General features: G+C 69.1%; 23 protein-coding genes and 3 pseudogenes. 13 read left to right on the top strand and 13 right to left on the bottom strand.

What is annotated here, in order from left to right; all coding sequences use genetic code 11:
• The first annotated feature begins 13 nt into the window (after positions 1 to 13).
• The 3 genes from moaB to ppk2 are packed head-to-tail and all read left to right on the top strand — an operon-like array spanning position 14 to position 1,657.
• Positions 14 to 532 (top strand): molybdenum cofactor biosynthesis protein B, encoded by a 519-nt coding sequence (moaB, locus tag E4A48_RS12965; protein ID WP_039007539.1) that lies wholly within the window; start codon positions 14 to 16, stop codon positions 530 to 532.
• A gap of 13 nt (positions 533 to 545) precedes the next feature.
• A complete protein-coding gene (locus E4A48_RS12970) occupies positions 546 to 884 on the top strand; it encodes a helix-turn-helix domain-containing protein (RefSeq protein ID WP_039007540.1) in 339 nt (112 codons plus the stop codon).
• Positions 881 to 1,657, top strand: a complete 777-nt coding sequence (ppk2, locus tag E4A48_RS12975) for a polyphosphate kinase 2 (RefSeq protein WP_039007541.1) — start codon at positions 881 to 883, stop codon at positions 1,655 to 1,657. The genes E4A48_RS12970 and ppk2 overlap by 4 nt, the downstream gene beginning before the upstream one ends.
• Positions 1,658 to 1,900: 243 nt before the next feature.
• On the opposite strand, the gene E4A48_RS12980 is transcribed toward ppk2, so the two are convergent.
• The 3 genes from E4A48_RS12980 to E4A48_RS12990 are packed head-to-tail and all read right to left on the bottom strand — an operon-like array spanning position 1,901 to position 4,064.
• Complete coding sequence (locus tag E4A48_RS12980; protein WP_039007543.1) at positions 1,901 to 2,167, bottom strand: acylphosphatase; 267 nt, start codon at positions 2,165 to 2,167, stop codon at positions 1,901 to 1,903.
• On the bottom strand, positions 2,167 to 2,793 hold the full coding sequence (locus E4A48_RS12985) for a TlpA family protein disulfide reductase (protein WP_409975449.1): 627 nt from the start codon (positions 2,791 to 2,793) through the stop codon (positions 2,167 to 2,169). The genes E4A48_RS12980 and E4A48_RS12985 overlap by 1 nt, the downstream gene beginning before the upstream one ends.
• Positions 2,790 to 4,064 carry a YihY family inner membrane protein gene (locus E4A48_RS12990; RefSeq protein ID WP_039007545.1) on the bottom strand — a complete coding sequence of 425 codons (1,275 nt, stop codon included), beginning with the start codon at positions 4,062 to 4,064 and terminating at the stop codon, positions 2,790 to 2,792. The genes E4A48_RS12985 and E4A48_RS12990 overlap by 4 nt, the downstream gene beginning before the upstream one ends.
• Positions 4,065 to 4,145: 81 nt before the next feature.
• Here E4A48_RS12990 and wrbA point away from each other — a divergent pair, with 81 nt between their 5' ends.
• From wrbA to E4A48_RS13010, 4 genes are all read left to right on the top strand, one after another.
• The gene (gene wrbA / locus E4A48_RS12995) at positions 4,146 to 4,742 is read left to right on the top strand and encodes an NAD(P)H:quinone oxidoreductase (RefSeq protein ID WP_058196827.1); all 597 of its coding nucleotides are present in this window, start codon (positions 4,146 to 4,148) and stop codon (positions 4,740 to 4,742) included.
• Positions 4,739 to 5,107 carry a DUF2069 domain-containing protein gene (locus E4A48_RS13000; protein WP_039007546.1) on the top strand — a complete coding sequence of 123 codons (369 nt, stop codon included), beginning with the start codon at positions 4,739 to 4,741 and terminating at the stop codon, positions 5,105 to 5,107. The genes wrbA and E4A48_RS13000 overlap by 4 nt, the downstream gene beginning before the upstream one ends.
• 83 nt (positions 5,108 to 5,190) lie before the next feature.
• Positions 5,191 to 5,676 (top strand): asparaginase domain-containing protein, encoded by a 486-nt coding sequence (locus E4A48_RS13005; RefSeq protein ID WP_009578129.1) that lies wholly within the window; start codon positions 5,191 to 5,193, stop codon positions 5,674 to 5,676.
• A gap of 6 nt (positions 5,677 to 5,682) precedes the next feature.
• Complete coding sequence (locus E4A48_RS13010; RefSeq protein ID WP_142742537.1) at positions 5,683 to 6,156, top strand: aminoacyl-tRNA deacylase; 474 nt, start codon at positions 5,683 to 5,685, stop codon at positions 6,154 to 6,156.
• A 6-nt stretch (positions 6,157 to 6,162) separates the two neighbouring features.
• Here the strand turns inward: E4A48_RS13010 and E4A48_RS13015 are convergent.
• The 3 genes and pseudogenes from E4A48_RS13015 to sufT all read right to left on the bottom strand — a co-directional run bounded on the left by E4A48_RS13015 (position 6,163) and on the right by sufT (position 10,108).
• A pseudogene (locus E4A48_RS13015) lies at positions 6,163 to 7,884 on the bottom strand (S8 family peptidase).
• Positions 7,885 to 8,357: 473 nt separating this feature from the next.
• Positions 8,358 to 9,425 (bottom strand): branched-chain amino acid aminotransferase, encoded by a 1,068-nt coding sequence (locus E4A48_RS13020; protein WP_409975481.1) that lies wholly within the window; start codon positions 9,423 to 9,425, stop codon positions 8,358 to 8,360.
• Positions 9,426 to 9,556: 131 nt separating this feature from the next.
• Positions 9,557 to 10,108, bottom strand: coding sequence for a putative Fe-S cluster assembly protein SufT (sufT, locus tag E4A48_RS13025; RefSeq protein WP_039007553.1), 552 nt, complete (start codon positions 10,106 to 10,108; stop codon positions 9,557 to 9,559).
• Between the two features lie 106 nt (positions 10,109 to 10,214).
• On the opposite strand from sufT, the gene E4A48_RS13030 reads away from it, so the two are divergent.
• On the top strand, positions 10,215 to 10,634 hold the full coding sequence (locus tag E4A48_RS13030; protein WP_039007554.1) for a hypothetical protein: 420 nt from the start codon (positions 10,215 to 10,217) through the stop codon (positions 10,632 to 10,634).
• A gap of 90 nt (positions 10,635 to 10,724) precedes the next feature.
• On the opposite strand, the gene E4A48_RS13035 is transcribed toward E4A48_RS13030, so the two are convergent.
• Together E4A48_RS13035 and E4A48_RS13040 are read right to left on the bottom strand one after the other, a co-directional pair.
• A complete protein-coding gene (locus E4A48_RS13035; protein WP_142742538.1) occupies positions 10,725 to 12,179 on the bottom strand; it encodes an NAD(P)(+) transhydrogenase (Re/Si-specific) subunit beta in 1,455 nt (484 codons plus the stop codon).
• On the bottom strand, positions 12,176 to 12,475 hold the full coding sequence (locus tag E4A48_RS13040; protein ID WP_003472229.1) for an NAD(P) transhydrogenase subunit alpha part 2: 300 nt from the start codon (positions 12,473 to 12,475) through the stop codon (positions 12,176 to 12,178). Before E4A48_RS13040 ends, E4A48_RS13035 begins: the two co-directional genes overlap by 4 nt.
• A 218-nt stretch (positions 12,476 to 12,693) precedes the next feature.
• Here E4A48_RS13040 and E4A48_RS13045 point away from each other — a divergent pair, with 218 nt between their 5' ends.
• From E4A48_RS13045 to E4A48_RS13055, 3 genes are read left to right on the top strand one after another with little or no spacing between them, the layout of a single operon-like run.
• Entirely contained in the window at positions 12,694 to 13,275 is a 582-nt protein-coding gene (locus E4A48_RS13045) for an RNA polymerase sigma factor (protein ID WP_039007560.1), read from the top strand.
• A gap of 38 nt (positions 13,276 to 13,313) precedes the next feature.
• The gene (locus E4A48_RS13050) at positions 13,314 to 13,655 is read left to right on the top strand and encodes a hypothetical protein (protein WP_052235138.1); all 342 of its coding nucleotides are present in this window, start codon (positions 13,314 to 13,316) and stop codon (positions 13,653 to 13,655) included.
• A gap of 5 nt (positions 13,656 to 13,660) precedes the next feature.
• The gene (locus E4A48_RS13055; RefSeq protein ID WP_142742539.1) at positions 13,661 to 14,143 is read left to right on the top strand and encodes a DUF3106 domain-containing protein; all 483 of its coding nucleotides are present in this window, start codon (positions 13,661 to 13,663) and stop codon (positions 14,141 to 14,143) included.
• Between the two features lie 102 nt (positions 14,144 to 14,245).
• Here E4A48_RS13055 and E4A48_RS13060 read toward each other — a convergent pair whose 3' ends face one another.
• From E4A48_RS13060 to E4A48_RS21130, 5 genes and pseudogenes are all read right to left on the bottom strand, one after another.
• Positions 14,246 to 15,325, bottom strand: coding sequence for an NAD(P) transhydrogenase subunit alpha (locus E4A48_RS13060; protein WP_142743172.1), 1,080 nt, complete (start codon positions 15,323 to 15,325; stop codon positions 14,246 to 14,248).
• Between the two features lie 477 nt (positions 15,326 to 15,802).
• Positions 15,803 to 16,138: a hypothetical protein gene (locus E4A48_RS13065; RefSeq protein ID WP_142742540.1), complete on the bottom strand. Its 336-nt coding sequence runs from the start codon at positions 16,136 to 16,138 to the stop codon at positions 15,803 to 15,805.
• Positions 16,139 to 16,453: 315 nt separating this feature from the next.
• Positions 16,454 to 18,742 carry a DUF1631 domain-containing protein gene (locus E4A48_RS13070; RefSeq protein ID WP_142742541.1) on the bottom strand — a complete coding sequence of 763 codons (2,289 nt, stop codon included), beginning with the start codon at positions 18,740 to 18,742 and terminating at the stop codon, positions 16,454 to 16,456.
• A gap of 261 nt (positions 18,743 to 19,003) precedes the next feature.
• Positions 19,004 to 19,742 (bottom strand): annotated as a pseudogene (locus tag E4A48_RS21625) (DUF1631 family protein); the annotation flags it as partial.
• Between the two features lie 26 nt (positions 19,743 to 19,768).
• Positions 19,769 to 19,876: pseudogene (locus E4A48_RS21130) on the bottom strand (hypothetical protein); the annotation flags it as partial.
• A 272-nt stretch (positions 19,877 to 20,148) separates the two neighbouring features.
• Between E4A48_RS21130 and E4A48_RS13085 the strand changes: the two are divergent.
• Positions 20,149 to 20,724: a nitroreductase family protein gene (locus tag E4A48_RS13085; protein ID WP_039007567.1), complete on the top strand. Its 576-nt coding sequence runs from the start codon at positions 20,149 to 20,151 to the stop codon at positions 20,722 to 20,724.
• A complete protein-coding gene (locus E4A48_RS13090) occupies positions 20,721 to 21,641 on the top strand; it encodes a 5'-3' exonuclease (RefSeq protein ID WP_142742542.1) in 921 nt (306 codons plus the stop codon). The genes E4A48_RS13085 and E4A48_RS13090 overlap by 4 nt, the downstream gene beginning before the upstream one ends.
• Positions 21,642 to 21,724: the final 83 nt, after the last annotated feature.

Raw genomic sequence — 21,724 nt, forward strand, 5'->3', positions numbered from 1 at the left:
CTAGGCTTCGGGCATGAGCGCCAAAGCCGATTTCATCGCGTTGAACCTGTGCGTGCTGACCGTCTCGGACACGCGCAGCCTGGCCGAAGACAGTTCCGGCGATTATCTGGTGTCGGTGCTCGGCGAGGCCGGCCACCGCCTGTATGCGCGCGAGCTGCTGCCCGACGACCGCTACCGGATGCGCGCGGTGGTCTCGGCGTGGATCGCCGACCCGCAGGTCGACGGCATCCTGGTCAGCGGCGGCACCGGCTTCACCGGCCGCGACTCCACCCCCGAGGCGCTGCTGCCGCTGCTGGACAAGCAGATGCCCGGCTTCGGCGAGCTGTTCCGCGCAATCAGCTTCGATGAGATCGGCACCTCCTCGCTGCAGTCGCGTGCCTTCGCCGGCCTGGCGAACGCCACCTTCGTGTTCTGCCTGCCCGGCTCGACCTCGGCCTGCCGCACCGCCTGGGAAAGGATCGTCGCCGCACAGCTGGACGCGCGCACCCGGCCGTGCAACCTGGCCACGCTGCGCCCACGCCTGAAGGAATGACCTGGAACCGCGCATGCCCCTGGACACCACCCTGCGCCTGCTGGCCAAGGCCAGCGGCATGAGCGCCGCGGACATCGCCGCCGCCATCCCGCGCGCCGGTGCGGCCACGGTCAAGGCCTGGCTGGCCGGCGAAAAGATGCCCGGCCGCGACCAACTCAACGCGCTGGCGCGTGCGTTCGGCGTTCCCGCCGGCGCGCTGCTCGGCGAACTCGCCAGCCAACTCGACCCGGCCCGCACCCGCGGCGAACACGACCTCCTGCAGGCCTACCGCACACTCGACAGCCGCCAACAGGGCGCGCTGCTGGAAGTGGCGCGCAGCATGGCCGGCACCCGCACCAGGCGCAGCAAATGAGCAAACTCAAACGCAAGCAGTACCAGGCATTGATGCAACCGCTGCAACTGGAACTGGCGGCACTGGCGCAAGCGCTGCAGCACAGCGGCGAACGGGTGCTGGTGCTGTTCGAAGGCCGCGACACCGCCGGCAAGGGCGGCGCGATCCAGGCCATCGCCGAACATCTGAACCCGCGCCAGTGCCGGGTGGTGGCGCTGCCCAAGCCGACCGACCGCGAAAGCACGCAGTGGTATTTCCAGCGCTACGCCACGCATCTGCCGGCCGCCGGCGAAATGGTGCTGATGGACCGCAGCTGGTACAACCGCGCCGGGGTGGAGCGGGTGATGGGCTATTGCAGCGACACGCAATACCAGGCCTTCCTGCGCCAGGCGCCGCTGTTCGAGCAATTGCTGGTCGACGACGGCATCCGCCTGTTCAAGTACTGGTTGTGCGTGGACCAGGAGCAGCAGGAGAAGCGCTTCGCCGAACGCCTGCACGATCCGCTGAAGGGCTGGAAGCTTTCGCCGGTGGACCTGCAGTCGCGCACCCAGTACGCCGAATACACCCGCGCCCGCGAGGCGATGCTGGACGCCACCCACCGCGAACAGGCACCGTGGACGCTGGTGGATTTCAACGACCAGAAGCGCGGCCGCCTGACGCTGATCCGGCATCTGCTCGACCAGTTGCCCGACACGCCGCTGCAGGAGCCGGAGTTGGAACTGCCGCCACTGAAGCACAGGCCGCGCAAGGAAAAGTTCGGCGTGTTGCCGCCGATCGCGGCGTATCCTGGTTGAGGCCGGGAGTCGGGACCGGGGACTCGGGACTCGATGGTGCAGCGCGCAACGGACGGTGCACGGGTTTTCTGTAGGAGCGGCTTCAGCCGCGACCGGACGTCTGCGCAAAGACACTGCCGGATTGCCCCCCTTCTGCAGCGGCAGGCGGTGGCGTGGGAGGGACTTCAGTCCCGACGAGGCCTTACCGGTAGCGCGTTGGGACTGAAGTCCCTCCTACAGCGAGCCGCCACGGTTCCCGGGGCTTCACCCGATCGCGAAGCCCGTCGCCACCGGCGTCGGCCATGGCTCACGTAGCACCTGCTCGACCCGCGCTGCAGGCGGGCCGTGCCGCAGCCACTCGGCCAACGCCTCCAGCGCCGCGGCCTCGCCAGCGGCGATGACCTCGACGCGGCCGTCGGCCAGATTCCGCGCCTGCCCGTCCAGCCCCAACGCCAGCGCGCATTCGCGGGTGGCGGCACGGAAATACACGCCCTGCACCCGGCCGCAGACCAGGAAGCGGGCGGTCGCCATCAGCCCGCAGCCTTCGCCTGGCCGGCGACCTTGCCGCCGGCCGCGGCGATCGCCTCCTCGATGTCGTGCGCATTGACCGGCCCCAGGAACTGCTTGGCGACCTTGCCGTCCGGGGCGATCAGATAGGTCATCGGCAGCCCGCGCGGGGTGGCGAAATCGGCCGGCGGCGCGTAGGTGTCGAGGATCGCCACCGGGTAGGCCACCGGATGGTCCTTCAGGAACGCCTGCATTTCCGCCGGCTCGATGTCCTCATAGGCCAGGCCCACCACTTCGATGTTGTCGCGCATCACGTGCAACGCCGACAACTCCGGCATTTCTTTCAGGCACGGCGCGCACCAGGTGGCCCAGAAATTCACCACCACCCACTGCCCGCGATGCGCGGCCAGGTCGTAGTCGCTGCCGTCCACCGCCTTCACCTTCAGCGTCGGCTGCGGCCGGGTCTCCTGCACCACGTTCGGTCCTTCGGCAGCGGCCGGCGCGGTCGACGCAGCGGGCGCCGCTGGGGCGGCGGGAGCTGCAGGCGCCGACGCGCCCGGCGCGGCGCCAACGGCCGGCGAAGGATGCCGATCGCAGCCCGCCAGCAGCGCGGCAGCGGCGAACAACGGGAACAGGATACGCAGGGTCATGCGAGGTCTCCGATATCGGTGTAAAGATCGCCGACGCGACGTTTCAGCACGTCGCGCAGCGGCATGCGCAGTTCGTCCAGCGCGCGCCATGCCGCCTGCCCCAGCGCGTCGTCGCGGCACGGCAGGTAGGCTTCGGCGATCGGGATGCGCAGCTGGCAGTTTTCGTAGAGTTCGGTCAGCGGCACGTCGGCCAGGTCGCGCGCCAGCAGCCACTCGCCATGCTCGGCGCGGCTGAGCAGGCGGCTGCGCTCCAGTTCGCACAGCAGTTCCTGCACCAGCGAATCGGTCAGCATCGGCTCCAGCTGCAGGATCCGGTCCTCGTGCAGGCCGTGGCCGTCCTTGCGCGCCTGCGCGAAGCGCCCGAGCAGGCGCAGCAAGCCGTAGATCTCGTAGCCGGCAGGCAGCCGCATCGACGCCGGCTGGTAGCGGAAGGCGGCGATCGAGGACGCCAGCGAGGCGCCGAGCAGGATCCCGATCCAGCTCAGATAGATCCACAGCAGGAAAATCGGCACGAACGCGACCGTGCCGTAGATGCGCTGGTAGGACTGGAAGCTGCCCAGGTACAGACTCAGTCCCCACTTCACCAGTTCCAGCAGGGCCACCGCCAGCAGCGCGCCCGGCACCGCATGGCGTAGCTTGACCGTGTGGTGCGGCACCACCCGGTACACCAGGGTGACGCAGACGAACTCGATCAGCACCGGCGCCAGGCCCAGCGCCATCTGCGCCAGCAGCCGGCCTTCGCTGGTGCGGAACAGCGGCAGCGCGAAGAACCGCGCCGACGCCGCCAGCGACGCCGCGGCCAGCAGCGCGCCCAAGGTCAGCACCGTCCAGTACACCAGGAAGCGGGTCAGCCGCGGCCGCGCCGAAACCACCCGCCAGATCCGGTTGAAGGTCTGCTCGACGCTGTTCAAGGTGATCAGCAGCGACACCATCAGCGCGATGGTGCCGGCGCTGGTCAGCTGCCCGGCGCTGGCCGAGAACTGGCGCAGATAGGCCTCCACCGAGCGCGCCGCGGCCGGCACGAAGTTGGAGAAGATGTAGTCGCTGAGCTGGTCGCTCCAGCGATCGAACACCGGGAACGCCGAGAGCACGCCGAACACCACCATCGCCAGCGGCACCAGCGCGAAGATCGTGGTGTAGGCCAGCGACGCGGCGGCCTGGAACAGGCGGTCGTCGAGGAAGCGCCGCCACAGGAAGCCGGCGAAGCTGCGCATCCGCGCGCGGTCGCGCACCCGCTCCGTCCAGAGATTGACCGTGTCCAAAGGCTGCATCGGCCAAGGGTACCCGATGCGCACGGATGCCGGCATCGCCGATACTGGCGGCCGTTCTGGTGCAAGCATAGCGAGGGCCGCATGGCCGAGATCCTGGTCCTGTACTACAGCCGTGGCGGTTCGGTGGCGCGCCTGGCGCGGCAGATCGCGCGCGGCGTCGGCGAAGTGCCCGGCATGGCCGCGCGCCTGCGCACGGTGCCGCCGGTGGCCGCGGTCACCCAGGCCAGCGCGCCGCCGGTACCCGATAGCGGCGCGCCGTACGTGGAGGCCAGCGACCTGCGCGACTGCGTCGGCCTGGCCCTGGGCAGCCCGACCCGGTTCGGCAACATGGCCGCGCCGGTCAAGCACTTCATCGACGGGCTCGGCGCCGAATGGGCCAGCGCCACCCTGGCCGGCAAGCCGGCGGCGGTGTTCACCTCCACCGCCTCGCTGCACGGCGGCCAGGAAGCCACGCTGCTGTCGATGCATCTGCCGCTGCTGCACCACGGCTGCGTGATCGTCGGCATTCCCTATACCGAACCGCTGCTCAGCAGCACGCGCAGCGGCGGCACCCCGTACGGCGCCAGCCATGTCGCCGGCGCCGACGACGACCCGCAGCCCAGCGAGGAAGAAGCGCAGCTGGCACGCGCACTGGGGCGGCGCCTGGCCGGCATCGCGCAACGCCTGGCGGTGCCGTGAGCACCGCCCGCCTGCGTAACGCGCTGGCAGCCACGCTGCTGGTCCTGGCGCTGCTGTACGCGGCCTGGTTCCACGACGACCGCCACCGCCTCGCTGCGCTGATGGTATTCGCGCTGCCGCCGCTGCTGTTGGCGATCGGGGTGCTGCGCGGCTCGGCGGTGGCGCGCTTCTGGGGCGGCGTGTTCGGGCTGTTCTGGTTCAGCCACGGAGTGATGGCCGCCTGGAGCCATCCGCCGCAGCGCGCCTACGCCTGGGCCGAACTGCTGCTGGCGCTGCTGGCGATCGGCCTGTCCAGCGCACCGGGACTGCGTGCGCGTTTCGCCCGCAAGCGCGGCGCCAGGCCGCCCGGCGGCGAAAGGCCCTGAGCGGCCGGCGCCGGCGGCCTGCCGGGTATCATGGCCGCCTAGCTGCGGCCACCGCGGCGCCCGTCATGCTCTAGGAACCGGCAATGGAAGAACTCCTGATCGTCACCACCGGCGGCACGATCGACAAGATCTATTTCGACGACAAGTCCGACTACCAGATCGGCGATCCGCAGATCGGCCAGATCCTCAAGGAACTGGGCGTGACCTTCCGCTTCAGCGTGATCCCGATCATTCGCAAGGACTCGCTGCACATCACCGACGAGGACCGCGAGCTGATCCGCGCCACCGTCGCCGCGCAGTCCGCGCGCCACGTGCTGCTGACCCACGGCACCGACTCCATGGTGCAGACCGGCAAGGTGCTGCAGACGATCCCGGACAAGACCATCGTGATGACCGGTGCGCTGAACCCGGCGCGCTTCCGCGGCTCCGATGCGGAATTCAACATCGGCTGCGCAGTCGGCGCGGTGCAGTCGCTGCCGGCCGGGGTCTACATCGCCATGAACGGGCAGATCTGGGACCCGCAGAAGGTCCGCAAGAACGTGGCCGCGAACCGCTTCGAACCGGCCTGAGCCGCCATGTCCAAGGCCACCCGTGCCACCTGCGCATTGGACGCGGCCGGCGTCGCCTATCGCCTGCATCCCTACGAATACGCAGCCGAAGCCGGCGCCAAGGGCCTGCAGGCGGCGCAGGCGCTGGGCCTGCCGCCGGCGCGGGTGCTGAAGAGCCTGATGGCCTGGGTCGACGCGCGCGCGGTGTGCGTGGTGGTGCCCTCCGATCGCCGCGTGCAGCTGAAGAAGCTCGCCGCGGCAGGCGCCGGCAAATCGGCGCGGATGATGGAGGTGGCCGAGGCCGAACGCCGCAGCGGCTACAAGATCGGCGGCATCAGTCCGCTGGGCCAGCAGCGGCCGGCGCCGGTGCTGGTCGAGCAGTCGGCGCTGGCTCCGGGCAGCGTGTGGTTCAACGCCGGGAAGCGCGGCTTGCTGCTGGAAATCGACGCCGCGCGATTGCTCGACGTGCTGCAGGCGCGCGCTTGCGACCTGTGCGAATGACGCCGCTCAGTAGCTGGCGGTCACGCCCACCCCGGCCACGGCGGTGACCGCCTTCACCCGCACGTAGTCAGTGCCGGCAGGCAGGTTGAGCGGGCAGCTCTCGGCATTGGCCGCGGCGATCGAGCGGCAGCCGTAGAGCGTATCGGTCGGCAGGCTGCCGCCGCGTAGGGACAGGTCGGCGTTGCCGCTACCGCCGGCCAGGGCCAGCTTCAGCCAGTGCGTGCCGGCCGGTACGCTGACTTGGTAGTACAGCGAGGTCCCCGCCTTGAGCGCCAGGTTGCCCAGTGGCACGCCGCGGACCGGGGTCTGCGGCTTCAGCGTGGCCGCCACCACCGCACCGGCGTTGACCAGGCCCGCGCCGCAACCCAGTGTGCAGGCCACCGGCAATGCACTGGCGGTCGCCTTCAAGCGCGCCTCCAGCAGCACCGGGGTCAGCGGGTTCAGCGATGCCGACAGCACCAGCGCGGCCACGCCGGCCACATGCGGCGCCGCCATCGAGGTGCCGTCGTAGCGCGCGTTGCCCGGCGTGCTGGTGCCGTCGTTGAGCGTGGACAGGATGCTCGACCCCGGCGCGGAGATGTCGATGCCGCTGCCGTAGTTCGAGTAACTGGCCTTGGGCCGCGAGGAGGTGGTCGCGGCCACCGCGATCACGTTGGCGCAATTGGCCGGCGACGAGGTGGAGACGTTGACCGAACGATTGCCGGCCGCCACCACCACGGTGGTGCCGCGGCCGACCGCAGCGTTGATCGCATTCTGGTAGGTGGTCGAGCAGGCGCCGCTGCCGCCCAGCGACATGTTGATCACTTCGGCCGGAGTGGTGTTGGCCGGCACGCCGCTGACGGTGCCGCCGGACGCCCAGGTGATCGCGTCGACGATGCCGGAGGTGTAGCCGCCGCACCTGCCGAGCGCGCGCACCGGCAGGATCTTGGCATTGAACGCGGTACCGGCCAGGCCGGTGCTGTTGTTGGTCACCACGGCGATGGTGCCGGCCACATGGGTGCCGTGCCAGCTGGAATGGGTCGCCGGCGAACCGGAATAGCACCCGTTGGCTTCGATCCAGTCGCCCTGGTCTGCCGGGTTGCTGTCGCGGCCGTTGCCGTCGCGCGCCATGTCCGCATCGCTGACGAAATCGTAGCCCTGCAGAATGTTGGCGTTGAGGTCAGGATGGCTGGTGATGCCGGTATCGATCACCGCCACGACCACGCCGGTGCCGGTGGCCTGTTCCCAGGCCGGGCGCACGTTGATGCCGGCGGTGGTGGTGCCGAAGGCCCACTGGTTGGACAGGCTGGGATCGTTCGGGGTCAGCGCGATGGTCATGCGCTGATCGATTTCGACGGACGCGACGTTCGGATCGGCGGCCAGCTGGCGCATCAGCGCCTCGGTGCGGTCCAACGGCCGGTCGGCCTTGATCACTTACGCGCCCACCGCCAGGCGGCGCAGGCTGGTCAACCCCAGCGCGCGGCCGTTCTTGGCCGGCATCGCTGCGGCGACCGATTGCAGCGTCGCGCGCAACGACAGCGAAGTGGCGGCGGCATTTGCAGTGGCGACGGAGGCAGCGCCTTTGGTCTTGACGATGAAACGTTGCACGGTCGGCTCGGCGGACAGGCCGGAGAGGTTGACGTCGCCGGCGAATGCCGGCATCGCCAGCAACAGCGAGGTCAATGCGGACGCTCCAAGTACGATCAGCCAAGGGCGCTGGCGCGAACCACGTTGCGAAATATCGGACATTCGAAACTTCCGTTTCGTTGATTGCCACCTGACGGCGATTTTTCGCGCTGCGAATGCCAGAACAGGCACGGACTCCGAATGCAGCGCGATTCCCAGGCCGACCCTGTTACCAGCCGTTCATCCAACGCCACCTCAATACAGGTGCGTACGGACGGAGTATTGATCGTCCAAAATCAATAAAAGTGAATCAAGTCAAGATATTACGCGGTATCCACTTCGCTTTTCGCGGCAAAGTGAAGCGCAAACCGGAGACACCTCCTGAAAATCCCTGCATGGCGCGGCGTGATCACGCGCGACACAGGATCTGCCTGGGCCGAGCAGTCGTGTTCTGGGCACCGGCAGAGCGGGGCTGCCGCGCCCGCGGCGGCAACGCCGGGATGCGGCGAACTTGCGCAAGGAAGATTGAGGCTGGGCGCGGCTGTTGCCACGCCCAGCTCGGCGCCCGCCAGTGGGCGGGAGAAGAACGCCGGGACTCAGCCCAGCCGCAGCAGCCAGCCGTGGCGGTCGGCCACGCGACCGTACTGGATGTCGGTCAGTTCCTGGCGCAGCGACAGGGTTACCGGGCCAGCCGGCGCGGTCAGGTCGCCGACCACGAACTCCTTGCCCTTCAACTGGCCGATCGGGGTCACCACCGCGGCGGTGCCACAGGCGAAGATCTCGGCGATCTCGCCCGAGGCCACGCCCTCGCGCCATTCGTCGATGCTCACCTGGCGCTCGACCACGTGCATGCCGCGATCGCGTGCCAGTTGCAGGATGCTGTCGCGGGTGATGCCCTCGAGGATGCTGCCGGACAGCGCCGGGGTGACCAGGCTGCCGTCGCGCATCACCAGGAACACGTTCATGCCGCCCAGCTCTTCCAGGTACTTGCCCTCGACCGGGTCCAGGAACAGCACCTGCGAGCAGCCCTGCGCCTGCGCCTGTTGCTGCGGCAGCAGCGAGGCGGCGTAGTTGCCGCCGCACTTGGCGGCACCGGTGCCGCCCTTGGCCGCGCGCGCATAGTCGGTGGACAGCCAGATCGCCACCGGCGCCACGCCCTTGGCGAAGTAGGCGCCGGCCGGGCTGGCGATGACGTAGTAACCGGCCTTCTGCGCTGCACGCACGCCCAGGAACGGCTCGTTGGCGATCATGAAAGGACGGAAGTACAGGCTGGTCTCCGGCGCCGACGGCACCCACGCGGCATCGACCGCGATCAGCTGACGCAGCGATTCGACGAACAGTTCCACCGGCAGCTCCGGCAGCGCCAGGCGCTGCGCCGAGCGCTGCAGGCGCTTGCCGTTGGCCTCCGGGCGGAAGGTCCAGATCGAACCGTCGGCATGGCGGTAGGCCTTGATGCCCTCGAAGATCTCCTGGCCGTAGTGCAGCACCGAGGCCGCCGGATCCAGCGCCAGCGGACCGTAGGCGCGGACCTGGGCATCGTGCCAGCCCTGCTCGCGGTCCCATTCGATGGCGACCATGTGATCGGTGAAGGAGTTGCCGAAGCCCGGCGCGGCGAGGATCTGAGCGCGCTCGTCGGCGCTGCGCGCGGTGGTGGACGGGATCAGGCGGAACTGCGAAGACGGCTCGGTAGCGGACACCGGTTTTCCTGTGGTAGTCGAGGGACGGCCGTGCCGCTACATCATCCGAGCGCAGCGGCGGCGCCTTGTCCCGGCCCCGGGTCGCGCAGTCGCGCGGGTCAGAGCATGCCGGTTTCGAGGCGCGCGGCCTCGGACATCATATGCCGGCCCCACGGCGGATCGAACACCAGTTCGACATCGGCCTCGGCGATGGTCGGGATCAGCTCCAGCTTGCTGCGCACGTCGTCGACCAGGATCTCGCCCATGCCGCAGCCCGGCGCGGTCAGCGTCATCTTCACCTCGACCATGCGCTGGCCATCCTCGCGCGGCTGCACGCCGACCTCGTAGACCAGGCCCAGATCGACGATGTTGAACGGGATCTCCGGATCGAAGCAGGTGCGCAGCTGTTGCCAGATCAGCGTCTCGACCTGCTCGTCGCTGGCGCCTTCCGGCAGGTCCAGGCCCGGCGGCGGTTCCTTGCCGATCGCGTCGCCATCCTTGCCGGCGATGCGGAACAGGTTGCCCTCCACGAACACCGTATAGCTGCCGCCCAGCGCCTGGGTGATGTAGCCGTAGCTGCCGGCCGGCAGGGTCACCGCATCGCCCTGCGGCACCATCACCGCGGCGCAATCGCGTTCGAATTGGACAGGTTCGCTGCTGCGTGAGTACATGGGGGCGATATGGGGGCAGGCCCCGCCGGTGCAAGTCGCCCAGTTTATCCGAGTGCGCGGGGAACGCGGTGGAGGGTATCCTGTGCGGATTCTCCGGGAACATCGCATGCCGCCCTCCTCCACGCCGGCCAGGACCTCGCACTGGCTATGGCCCTTGCTGCTGTGCCTGGGCTGTTTCACCGCCCTGATCGCCTGGATGCTGGTCGCACTCAGCCTGGGCCACCAATCCGGCTGGATGGCGGTGCTGGTGGCGCTGGAGGTCGCGTGGATGTTGCGCCTGGGCAGGCTGCCGCGCGGCAAGCTGCGCATCGCCGTGGCGGTGCTCGCCACCGCACTGGTGATCGTCGCCGCCAACTGGGGCATCGCCGCCGCGCATGTAGGTGCCGGGCTGGGCCTGGATGCGTGGGATTCGTCGCTGAAACTGGGCGCGCGCTACGCGTGGACGCTGACCGTGCTGGCCAACCGCCCCGGCGACGTGCTGTGGCTGGGCATCGGCCTGATCGTGGCCTATTTCAGCGCGCGCTGAGGTAGTGGTCGCGGCTGAAGCCGCCCCTACAGGGGGATAGGAGCGGCTTCAGCCGCGCACAATCCATGGGCGCCGATCGCCGGCGCCGGTTCAATGCCCGCCGTCCAGCGCCTTCAATTCGCTGACCAGCGCGCCGGCCGCCTCGGCGCCGTCGCCGTACAGCATGCGCGTGTTGCCAGCGTAGAACAGCGCGTTCTCGATCCCGGCAAAGCCGGTGCCCTTGCCGCGCTTGATCACCACCACGTTCCTGGACTTGACCACATCCAGGATCGGCATGCCGAAGATCGGGCTGGCCGGATCGGTCTTGGCGACAGGATTGACCACGTCGTTGGCGCCGATCACCAGCGACACGTCGGTGCTGGGGAACTCGGGATTGATGTCGTCCATGTCGGCGATCAGATCGTAGGGCACGCCGGCTTCGGCCAGCAGCACGTTCATGTGCCCGGGCATGCGCCCGGCCACCGGGTGGATCGCGAACTTGACCTTGACCCCGCGCTCGATCAGCCGCTGCGCCAGCTCCCAAATCTTGTGCTGCGCCTGCGCCACCGCCATGCCGTAGCCGGGCACGATCACCACGCGTTCGGCGTAGGCCATCATCGCCGCCACGTCGCCGGCCTCGATCGGCTTCTGCGCGCCGCTGATCTCCTGCGCCTGGCCGCCGCCGCCGAAATTGGAGAACAGCACGCCGTTGATCGGCCGGTTCATCGCCTTGGCCATCAGCCGGGTCAGCAGGATGCCGGCTGCGCCGACCATCATGCCGGCGATGATCAGCGCCTCGTTGCCCAGCACGTAGCCCTCAAAGGCCACCGCCAGGCCGGTGAAGGCGTTGTACAGCGAGATCACCACCGGCATGTCGGCGCCACCGATCGGCAGCGTCATCAGCACGCCCAGCGCCAGTGCGACCGCGAAGAAGGCCACGATCGCCACCGGGCTGAGCCCGATCGCGGCCCAGGCGCCCAGGCCCAGCATCGCCACGAACACCAGCAGGTTGAAGGCCTGCTGGCCAGGGAAGGTGACGCGCTTGTCCAGCCGCCCGTCGAGCTTGGCCCAGGCGATGACCGAGCCGGACAGCGAGATCGCGCCGATCGCCGAGCCGACGATGGCCAGCGCCAGCGTGGTCGCGTCGGGCTGGCGCGCGGCCAGCGCGGCGATCGCGCTTTCGCTCCAGTGCGAGGTGTCGCGGTGCGCCAGGAACGAGAAGCGCAGCAGTTCCACCGCGCCGATCGCCGCGGCCGAACCGCCGCCCATGCCGTTGTACAGCGCGACCATCTGCGGCATGTCGGTAATGGCGACCTTCTTGGCCGAGATCCAGGCCGCGCCGGTGCCGATCGCGATCGCCAGCAGGATCAGCGGCAGGTTGTGCAGGCCGGGCAGCAGGAACGTCGCCGCGGTCGCCAACAGCATGCCGAAGCCGGCCCAATGGATGCCGCTGCGCGCGGTCTTGGGCGAGGCCATGCGCTGCAGGCCGAGCAGGAACAGGGTGGCGGCCACCAGGTAGCTGGCCTTCACCAGCCAGGACAGTGCCTCGGCAGTGGTCGGGGTCACGGCTTGGACTCCGGCTTCTTGCTGGACTTGAACATCTCCAGCATGCGCTCGGTGACCACATAGCCGCCGGCGGCGTTGCCGGCGCCGAGCAGCACGGCGAGGAAGCCCACCGCCTTCTCCAGCGTGGTGTCGGCGTGGCCGAGCACCACCATCGCCCCGATCAGCACGATGCCGTGGATGAAGTTGGAACCGGACATCAGCGGGGTATGCAGGATCACCGGCACCCGCGAGATGATCACATGCCCGGCGATGGCCGCCAGCATGAAGATGTACAAGGCCACGAAACCGTCGTTCATTCTCGCTTCTCCCGGGCGCCGCGCCCGACCGTCGCAATCATAACCGGCTGCTGAATCGGCGGGCGATGGCAGCGGGGCGCGTTCTCGCTTGCCCGGCCCGGGCCGATCGAGCGCACGCCCCGGGCCGGCAACCATCGGTAGACATCGACACGATGGCCGGTCAACCGCGGCGCCGGCAAGACGTTCTCCACGGTATCCCCGCGCCAGGAAGCTAAGCTGTGCTGGTGAGCACGCCCGCCCTCGAACCCGCATCGGCCGACAACGACAGCGACGATGCCATGCGCCAGCTGCCGGTGTCGCTGGACGCGTTTTTGGCCGAGATCGGTCCACGCGCATTCCGCTTCGCCGAGGCCGGCCTGCGCCAGCGCGAGGATGCGCTGGATGCGGTGCAGGACGCGATGATCAAGCTGCTCGCCTACCGCGAGCGGCCGGCGCAGGAATGGACCCCGCTGTTCTGGAGCATCCTGCGCCGGCGCATCATCGACCTGCAGCGCCGCCGCGGCTTCCGCCTGCGCTTCTGGGCGCCGGCCAGCGAGCGCAGCGAGGACAGCCAGCCGGACTGGGCCGACGAAGGCCCGACCCCGGCGCAGCGCCACGAGCAGCGGCAGACGCATGCGCGGCTGGTCGCGGCATTGCGCGCACTGCCGGCGCGGCAGCGCGAAGCCTTCACCCTGCGCGTGCTCGAGGAGCTGGACGTGGCCACCACCGCACGCGCGATGGGCTGCTCCGAAGGCTCGGTCAAGACCCATCTGTCGCGCGCCCGCGAGGCGTTGCAGAAACATCTGGAGGACGTCCGGTGAAACCCGACCGCACACATTCGGCCGCATTCGACGCGCAGATGCGCCGCGCGCACCAGGCCTCGCTGCAGGCGCTGCCGGCGCCGACCCTGGCGCGACTGCGCGCCGCCCGCCGCGGGCACGCTGCGCCGGCCCGGCGCTGGGGCTGGCTGCTGGCCGCGGCACCGGCGCTGCTCGGCGCCGCATTCGGCATGCACCTGTTGCTGCGCCCGGCACTGCCGGTCGCGGTCCCGGCCAGCGTCGCCGGCACTGCGGCGGCGGCCACGGTCTCGGCGAGCGCCGCCGCGCAAGGCGACGGCGACGACAGCGCGGCCGGCCTGCTCGAAGAAAACCCCGACCTGTACCTGTGGCTGGGTTCCGATACCTCGCTGGCGATGGAATGAACACGATGAAGCGCCTGATCCGCATGTCCCTGGCGCTGGCCCTGCTGGCCGGCGCCCCCCCGTTGCCGACGTTCGCCGCACCGCCAGCGCCACCACCGCCGTCGGATGCCGACGCCGATGCGGGTCCGCCGCTGCCGGACTGGGAGCACCTGAGCGCGCAGCAGCGCGAGCTGCTGATCGCGCCGATGCGCCAGCGCTGGAACGATGCGCCGCAGCAGCGGCGCAGGATGCTAGAGCATGCGCAGCGCTGGCAGAGCATGACCCCGGAGCAGCGCGAGCGAGCGCGCAAGGGCGCACGCCGCTACGAAGTCATGAGTCCGCAGCAGCGCGAAGAGGCGCGGGTGCTGTTCGAACGCATGCGGGCGCTGCCGCCGGAACAACGCAAGGCGCTGCGCGACCGCTGGGAAGCGATGACCCCGCCGCAGCGCGACGCCTGGATCAAGGCCAACGCTGGCCCGGACAGCGGACCTTCGCCCGGCTCGGAGTGACCGCCCCGTAAGCGTGTTGAGGCTGCGGCCGAAGATGCTCGAAGGCAGACGGCAGCCGCTTTCTGTGCAGGCTGACAGCCAGGCATGGTGCGTGGATCACGCTCAACCGGTCCAGCGCGTCTTGGCCAGCAGCTCGTCGTCCCAGTCGTAGCCGATCGCGCCGTCCTTCAGGAACAGCGCGACGAAGTTGTAGACGTTGCGCGCATACATCTCGCTGGCGTGAACCGCGCCCATGCTGGCCAGATCGAGCGGGCCGGCGACGACCACGCCGGCGTGCGCGATGGTCTCGCCGGGGCGGGTCAGTTCGCAGTTGCCGCCGGTCTCGGCGGCCAGATCCACCACCACGCTGCCCGGCTTCATGCCCTGGACCATCGCCGCGCTAAGGATCTTCGGCGCCGGACGACCGGGCACCGCGGCGGTGCACACCACCACATCGATGCCTTTCAGGTGCTCGGCCAGGCGCCGCTGCTGCTCGGCGCGCTCCTCCTCGGTCAGCTGCCGGGCATAGCCACCCTCACCCGCCGCGCTGACCCCCAGGTCGAGGAACTTGCCGCCCAGCGATTCGATCTGCTCGCGCGTCTCCGGGCGTACGTCGAAACCTTCGACCTGGGCGCCCAGGCGCTTGGCGGTGGCAATGGCCTGCAGGCCGGCCACGCCAGCGCCGACGATCAGCACCTTGGACGGGCGGATGGTACCGGCGGCGGTGGTCAGCATCGGGAAGAAACGCGGCGCCAGCTGCGCGGCGATCAGGGTGGCCTTGTAGCCGGCCATGCCGGCCTGCGAGCTGAGCACGTCCATCGCCTGGGCGCGGGTGGTGCGCGGCAGACGTTCCAGCGGAAAGGCGACCAATTGCCGCGCCTGCATCGCCTCGGCGCGCGCCGCATCGGCCTGCGGCTGCAGGATCCCGACCACGCACGCGGCGGGCCTGAGCTGATGCAGCGCGGCGACCGGCAGCGGCTGCACGCACAGCACCAGATCGGCCTGCGCCGGGGTCGCGGCATCGGCCAGTTGCGCGCCGGCCGCGAGATAGGCCGCATCGACGAAGCCGGCAGACACGCCGGCGCCCGGTTCGACATGCACCTGCGCGCCGAGCGCGACCAGCTTCTTCACCGTCTCCGGCGTCGCCGCCACGCGGCGTTCGCCGTGCGCCGTTTCCTTCACCACCAGCACCTGCACTGCCATGCGATTCCCCATGCGTTGCCCGCCCTAGTCGGCGCCGATGCTACAGGGTCCGCGCGGCGCTGGCAGCGCCGGCAACCGGCATGCGTGGCCTAGCCCTCGCCGCTTGCAGCCTGGGCGTACAACGCAGCGACATGATGGCGGCCGGACAAGCGCCATGTGGATGGCATGGAGGTAAAACGAAGACTGCCAGGCATCACGGACTGGTCCGCACGGCACGCTTGAGCCGGACATCGCGGGACGACGGGGCATCCCGGCATGGACAGGGTCTAGGAGTTACTACCCCGCACCATCAAGCCGATGTGGAGAACGGAAAATGCCGGGAACGAAGCAGATTCGCAGATAGAGCCTTTCCTTTTCCCGCAAGCAGGAAAAGGAAAGGCAGCGCTACCGCTTCTTGCCAATACTCAAATAATCAATAGACTCGGCGAGCGACTGAAAAATCCACACCCCGTTCACAGCATGAATTTCCGTATGTCGTCACGGATTATTTTTGCAAACCCACATACTAGTGACATTGTAATGCCCTTGAAGATCCCTGCTGTTAACAGTATAGCTCACCAAGCCAACAGACTTGGTGTCGCTGTGGTATATGCGGCATGAACGATATGCATTTCCCCAAAATGCATTGAAAACCTGTTGGTCCGAGACCGTTTTGTTGTCTTCCCCCGGTCCTAGCATTGCCCCAGTGACTCTAGTGCGACCGACCTCGGCAGCGCTGGCATCAGAAGCCACGAACATCGCACACAGCAGGACTGCAGCGGAAACGGCCGACGCACGGCGCTGCAAATGCGAAAACGAGAAACTGATTTCCATATGGACTCCTTGATTATTTTATTGAAATTACATTTATTTAAATTTGCATGAAGAGCATATTTCATTGCATTATCAAGATACAGCGCAACGCGGGACTTTTCAAAATCCCGTGAAAAATTAACACGCCGATTCCGCTCCATCAACCGACATCGCACAGATATAAAATAATCGTATAGACCAGCAATCAAGAAGCTATATGAAAACGGTGCATCAGCGCACACCGGGATCGTGACGCCCTGCAAGCGGACCGCTCCCGTCATGCGGCCGACGCTGGCATGGCGACAGCCCGCGCCACGCGGCGAAGGTCGATCCGGTTCAGTGCAGCGTCGCGTTCTGCGGATCGAGCCGGTCGATGACGCTCTGCATCGCGCTGTCGAAAGCGCCGTCGTTGATGTGGCTGCGCAGCCGGCCCAGCCGCACCATCACCGCCAGTTCCTCCGGCGAGACCACGCAAAAGCGCACGCCGCGGCGGTTGACGAACAGCAGCCGCGCCGAGATCGGGCTCACCCACGACAGCTTGCCGGTCTGCACCTTGCCGTCGCGATCGATGAAATCAAGCCAGGTGCCGATCGGCATCGCGCGGAAACGGTCGGCGTCGGCGTTGTCGTAGTCCTCGGTCGTTTCCGCAGCGGTGACCTCCACCGGCTGCGCCTCCTGCAGCGGCGGCTGCGGCAGCGCCACCTGCGGCAGCTCCGGCAGCGGGCGCTCCAGTTCCGGTCGCAGTTCGGCCACGGCCTGCAGCGTGTCGTGCAGCGCATTGATCGCCGCAGCGGCCGCCTCGGCATGCAGGCCGACGCTGGCGAAGACCTTGTGCAATGGCCCCTGCCAGGCCTGCAGCCAGGGCTTGCCGACGATATGCCGCCGCGCCTCGGTCGCTTCCTCAAGCAGGCCGTCGGCCAGCGCCAGCGCATCGCGCACGCCGGCGCCGTCCTCGCCCTCGCGCAGCACCGCCATGGTCAGGTGGTGCAGCCACGGCAGGCGCAGGAAGTCGTCCAGCGCCTGCGGCAACGGCGCCCCCTGCAGCCGCATCTGCAACTCGGCCTCGGCGCGCTGCCGGGCCAGTTCCAGCTTTTCCTGGCCGCGCTGGGTCTCGGCGGCGCGGCGCTCGGCGATCTCGATGCGGCGCCGGTGCTGGGCCAGGAAATCACGGAACTCCTCTTCCAGGGTCAGGAAGATCGCCAGGTTCTCGTTGAAATCGGCGACCAGGCGCTCGATGATCTCCTCGACCTTGCCCATCAGCACGCGCTCGGCCGGGCTTTCGCCGGTATTGCCTTCGCAGGCCTCGGCCAGCGCGTTGAGCAGGCGCCGCGCCGGATGGGTCTTCTGCACGAACATGCGCCGGTCCAGCAGCGCGACCTTGACGAACGGCACCACCAGGCGTTCGATCATCTCGCGCGAGCGCCCTTCCAGGTCGCGTTCGTCGAGCATCACGTCGAACAGCATGCCGACCAGGTCGATCGCATCCTCGTCGACTGGATCCAGCCGCGCATGTGTCGGGTCCACGCCGAGCTGGGTTGCATTGGACAGCACCTCGCTCTTCAGCCGCTGCGCCAGCGATTCGCCGTCGTCGCCGATCGCCGCGCGCAGCGTGGCGCTGGGCGTGGCCTGCAGCAGCGACAGCACCGAGATCATCTCGCGCTGGCTCAGCGAACGCTGCTGACCGACCGCGGCGGTGGCCGCGGAGGTGGCGTTCTCGCGCACGTTGCGGGTCTGCTGCAGCAGTTCGTGCAGCGCTTCCAGCAACATGCCCTGGCTGGCGCCAGCCTCGGCGGACTGCGGACGGCCGCGGCTCTGCGCCCAACGGTCGACGAAGCGGCTGGCCCAGGCCGGCGCGTGGTCGTCGTACTCGCCCGTCTCGCCGGCAGCGCCGCCGTCCTCGCCGACACCGGCAGCGTCGCCGCGCGACTGGCGTTCTTCCGCAGCACGCGCACGCCGCGGCGGCGGCGGCCGCGAGATCTCCGGCATCACGCCGGCCCGCGCCAGACTGTCGTCCAACTCCTGGTAGAGCCTGCCGATGCCGGCGGTGAGATCGCGCTCGCATAGCTTGATCAGCACCAGCCGCACTTCCGGGGCCAGGTCGCTGGTGGAGAAGGCGGCATGCACCGCAACGCCGATGTGTTCGGGGCCGACCGGATTGGTGTCGGCGTCCAGTTCCAGGCCGCCGGCGATCCAGCCCAGGCGGCGATCGATGCGGTTGAGCACCGACTTCCATTCGCGCAGCAGCACGCTGGCCAGGTTGCGCACCGCCAGCCGCGATTCCAGTTCGCTTTCCGACACCAGGCTCAGGCCCTGGCCGTAGCCGGCCAGCGCCACTTCGGCCGACAGCGGCGTGCCGGCATCCAGCGCCTGCCAGGCCTGGTCCAGTTGCGCACGGAAGCGCGCGGCGATCTCGTCGCGGCGGCGACGCAGCTCGCGCATGCCATCCAGGAACAGCAGCTGCGAGGCGCCGGCGCTTTCGGCGCGGTCGAACAGCACGTCGTCGAAATGCGCCAGTGCGGCGGCGAACGCCTGCCCCAGCACCGGCAGCATGCCGTCGCGCGCCTGCATCAGCAGATGCGGGTCGCGCGCGGGATGTGCGTGCGGCGAGCTGGGGCTGAAACTCATGCGCAAAGGCTCCGCGCCGGGAGCGGCGCAAGAAAAAGAGTAAGAGGAAGTCGAACGGACACGGCCCCTGTTTCCGCCTGTGCATGGTAGGCAGGGTACCTGAACATCAACCATGATGCGCTTGGCATTTCAAACTCCGGAGCATGACCTCTTACCCCATCCTAGGGGGTCATTGCACAACGCCGGCTGCAGCGCGACGCGAACCCGCAGCTGCCGCCACGGATTCAGGCCGCGACGGCGACCCACTGCAGCCGGTCCACCCCCCTGCATGGCACTGTAGAACGCATCGTCGTCGCGGTGCAGGCACAGGCGATCCAGCTGCACAATCCTCGCCAGCGGTTCCGGCGAGGCGACGCACAGGCGGCCGCCGCGGCGGTTGACGAACGTCAACGGCGACGAGATCGGGCTGACCCAGGACAGCTTGCCCGGTTGCACGCGCCCTTCGCGATCGACGAAATCCAGCCAGGCACCCGTCGCCAGGGGGCGAAAATACCCGGCGGTACGGTGGTCGAAATCGGAGGCCTGCGCCGGCTCCGGCTGGCCGGCGGCGCCTCGGGCGCGACGGCCACCGGCGCGCGCGCCGCGGTCTGCAGCGGGCGCGCATGCGCCAGATCGTCCAGGGCCGCGCGCAGGCCCAGCCACGCGGCAGCGGCCGCATCCAGAACTCGACGCGCTGCGGCTGCAGCCAGCCGCCTGCCGGCACGCCGCCGCCGGCCTGCGCCTGGCGGCATTGCGCCAGCACCGCGTCGCCGAGCGCCAGCGCCGCGCTCACCGCCGCGCCATGGCCGTGGTCGCGCAGCGCCGATTGCTGCTGGTACTGGCACCAGGGCCGACGCAGGAAGGCCTCGACCGGACCCGGCAGCATGCTGCGGTCGGCGCCGCGCTGCAGGCGCTCGTCCACGGCCTGCACGGCCAGGCCACGCGCCTTGTCGCGGCGCTCATCGGCGCGCTGCAGCTCGCTCGCGCGGCGTGCGGCGATCTCCACCCTGCGCCGGTACTGGCCTGCGCCAGATGGCCGCGGAAGCGCGCGGCGATCGGCTCGCGCTGCTGCCGCAGCAACTCGATCGCCTCGAAATAATCGTTCTGCGTCGCCCCGGCGCGCTCGGCCAGGCGAAACAGCGCATCGGCGAGCACGTCCCGTGTCTCGCCGAACGCCTATGCAAGCGGCACCGACACCACGTCCCGGACCTGGTCGAGCAGGTCCGAGTTGCGGCTGGGCAGCAGCTCCTCGGCATATTCGGAGATTGGCATGGCGGTGTGATACGCAAGCGCAAGTGAAACCGGCATCGATTCGGGAGTTAGCGGCAGATCATGGAAGGAACTTGACTCTCTGAGTAACCGCGGCATCCGCTGCCGCTGTTGGGCGCGCGACTATAATTCGGCGCCCACCCCACGGAATCGAGACTATGCGCACACTTCACTCGCTGCAAGCGCTGGATGAACGCCGCTCGGTGCCGTCCAGGCAGTTGGGCGAGCCGGGGCCCGACGACGCAACTCTGCTGGCGATGCTGCGCTCGGCGGTGCGCGTGCCCGATCACGGCAAGCTGGTGCCGTTCCGGTTCCTGCGCATCGCCGGCCAGGCGCGCCTGGCGCTGGGCGACTTTCTGGCCGAACGCACGCTGCAGCTCGACCCGGGCGCGCCGCCCGCCGCGGTGGAGAAGGATCGCGAACGCTTCGCGCACGCGCCGCTGGCGATCACGGTGATCGCGCGGCTGCAACGCGAGGCGAAAGTGCCGGAAATCGAGCAATGGCTGACCGCCGGCTCGGTCTGCTTCGCCCTGCTGCAGGCGGCGCAGGCCTACGGCTTCGGCGCGCAGTGGCTGACCGCCTGGATGGCCTACGACGAAGCGGTGGCAGCGCGGCTGGGCCTGGCCGAAAACGAGCGCATCGCCGGTTTCATCCATATCGGCACGCCGCGCATGGAAGTGCCGGAGCGCGAGCGCCCCGATCCGCAGCAGCTGCTCAGCGACTGGACCCCGTGAACGCGACGACGCCGACGCGACCGCTGTACCTGGTCGATGCCAGCCTGTACGTGTTCCGCGCCTGGCATTCGATCCCGGACGAGTTCCAGGACGCACAGGGCTGGCCGACCAACGCGGTGCACGGCTTCGCCCGCTTCCTGCTCGACCTGCTCGAACGCGAGCGCCCGCAGCACATCGCCATCGCTTTCGACGAAGCGCTGGACAGCTGCTTCCGCAATCGCCTGTATCCAGCCTACAAGGCCAACCGCGCGCCGGCGCCGGATGCGCTGCGGCGGCAATTCGCACACTGCAAGGCGCTGTGCGCCGCGCTCGGCCTGGGCGTGCTGGCGCACCACGACTACGAGGCGGACGACCTGATCGGCAGCGCGCTGCACGGCGTGCGCGGCGCCGGCTTCCACGGCGTGATCGTGTCCGCCGACAAGGACCTGTCGCAACTGCTGCTCGACTTCGACGAACAGTGGGACTACGCGCGCGGCCAGCGCTGGGGCGCGGACGGAGTGAAAGCGCGGCACGGCGTGCATGCGTACCAGATCGCCGACTACCTGGCGCTGACCGGCGATGCGATCGACAACATTCCCGGCGTCACCGGCATCGGCGCCAAGTCCGCGGCGATCCTGCTGGCGCATTTCGGCGACCTTGACACGCTGCTGACGCGGATCGACGAAGTGGCGTTCCTGCGCCTGCGCGGCGCCGCGCAGATGGCGGCGCGCCTGCGCGAGCAACGCGAACAGGCGCTGCTGTGGCGGCAACTGGCCACCATCGCGCTGGATGCGCCGCTGGATTCTGCCGCGCCCGGCTTCGCCTGCGGCCAGGCCGACGCCGACATGCTGCACGGCCTGTGCGAAGCGCTGCGCCTCGGCCCGCTGACCCGGCGCCGCTTGCTGCAGGCGGCGGGACTGGACGCTCCGCTCGGCTGAGCACGGCGATGCCACTACACTGCGGTACAGCCGGGCCGCGCGCTGCCGCGGCCGCGCCCTCCTCTCCCGAACCGAGCGAACGC

Source organism: Xanthomonas translucens pv. cerealis (assembly GCF_006838285.1).
GTDB classification, from domain to species: domain Bacteria; phylum Pseudomonadota; class Gammaproteobacteria; order Xanthomonadales; family Xanthomonadaceae; genus Xanthomonas_A; species Xanthomonas_A cerealis.

Bases quoted from the DNA above. Each gene is read 5' to 3' on its own strand.
- E4A48_RS13085 (WP_039007567.1), top strand. From the start codon at position 20,149: ATGCGCACACTTCACTCGCTGCAAGCGCTGGATGAACGCCGCTCGGTG.
- E4A48_RS13005 (WP_009578129.1), top strand. From the start codon at position 5,191: ATGGAAGAACTCCTGATCGTCACCACCGGCGGCACGATCGACAAGATC.
- ppk2 (WP_039007541.1), top strand. From the start codon at position 881: ATGAGCAAACTCAAACGCAAGCAGTACCAGGCATTGATGCAACCGCTG.
- E4A48_RS13065 (WP_142742540.1), bottom strand. From the start codon at position 16,138: ATGGAAATCAGTTTCTCGTTTTCGCATTTGCAGCGCCGTGCGTCGGCC.
- E4A48_RS12985 (WP_409975449.1), bottom strand. From the start codon at position 2,793: ATGACCCTGCGTATCCTGTTCCCGTTGTTCGCCGCTGCCGCGCTGCTG.
- wrbA (WP_058196827.1), top strand. From the start codon at position 4,146: ATGGCCGAGATCCTGGTCCTGTACTACAGCCGTGGCGGTTCGGTGGCG.
- E4A48_RS12990 (WP_039007545.1), bottom strand. From the start codon at position 4,064: ATGCAGCCTTTGGACACGGTCAATCTCTGGACGGAGCGGGTGCGCGAC.
- E4A48_RS13030 (WP_039007554.1), top strand. From the start codon at position 10,215: ATGCCGCCCTCCTCCACGCCGGCCAGGACCTCGCACTGGCTATGGCCC.
- E4A48_RS13050 (WP_052235138.1), top strand. From the start codon at position 13,314: ATGCGCCGCGCGCACCAGGCCTCGCTGCAGGCGCTGCCGGCGCCGACC.
- sufT (WP_039007553.1), bottom strand. From the start codon at position 10,108: ATGTACTCACGCAGCAGCGAACCTGTCCAATTCGAACGCGATTGCGCC.
- E4A48_RS13010 (WP_142742537.1), top strand. From the start codon at position 5,683: ATGTCCAAGGCCACCCGTGCCACCTGCGCATTGGACGCGGCCGGCGTC.
- E4A48_RS13070 (WP_142742541.1), bottom strand. From the start codon at position 18,742: ATGAGTTTCAGCCCCAGCTCGCCGCACGCACATCCCGCGCGCGACCCG.
- E4A48_RS13040 (WP_003472229.1), bottom strand. From the start codon at position 12,475: ATGAACGACGGTTTCGTGGCCTTGTACATCTTCATGCTGGCGGCCATC.
- moaB (WP_039007539.1), top strand. From the start codon at position 14: ATGAGCGCCAAAGCCGATTTCATCGCGTTGAACCTGTGCGTGCTGACC.
- E4A48_RS13055 (WP_142742539.1), top strand. From the start codon at position 13,661: ATGAAGCGCCTGATCCGCATGTCCCTGGCGCTGGCCCTGCTGGCCGGC.
- E4A48_RS12970 (WP_039007540.1), top strand. From the start codon at position 546: ATGCCCCTGGACACCACCCTGCGCCTGCTGGCCAAGGCCAGCGGCATG.
- E4A48_RS12980 (WP_039007543.1), bottom strand. From the start codon at position 2,167: ATGGCGACCGCCCGCTTCCTGGTCTGCGGCCGGGTGCAGGGCGTGTAT.
- E4A48_RS13060 (WP_142743172.1), bottom strand. From the start codon at position 15,325: ATGGCAGTGCAGGTGCTGGTGGTGAAGGAAACGGCGCACGGCGAACGC.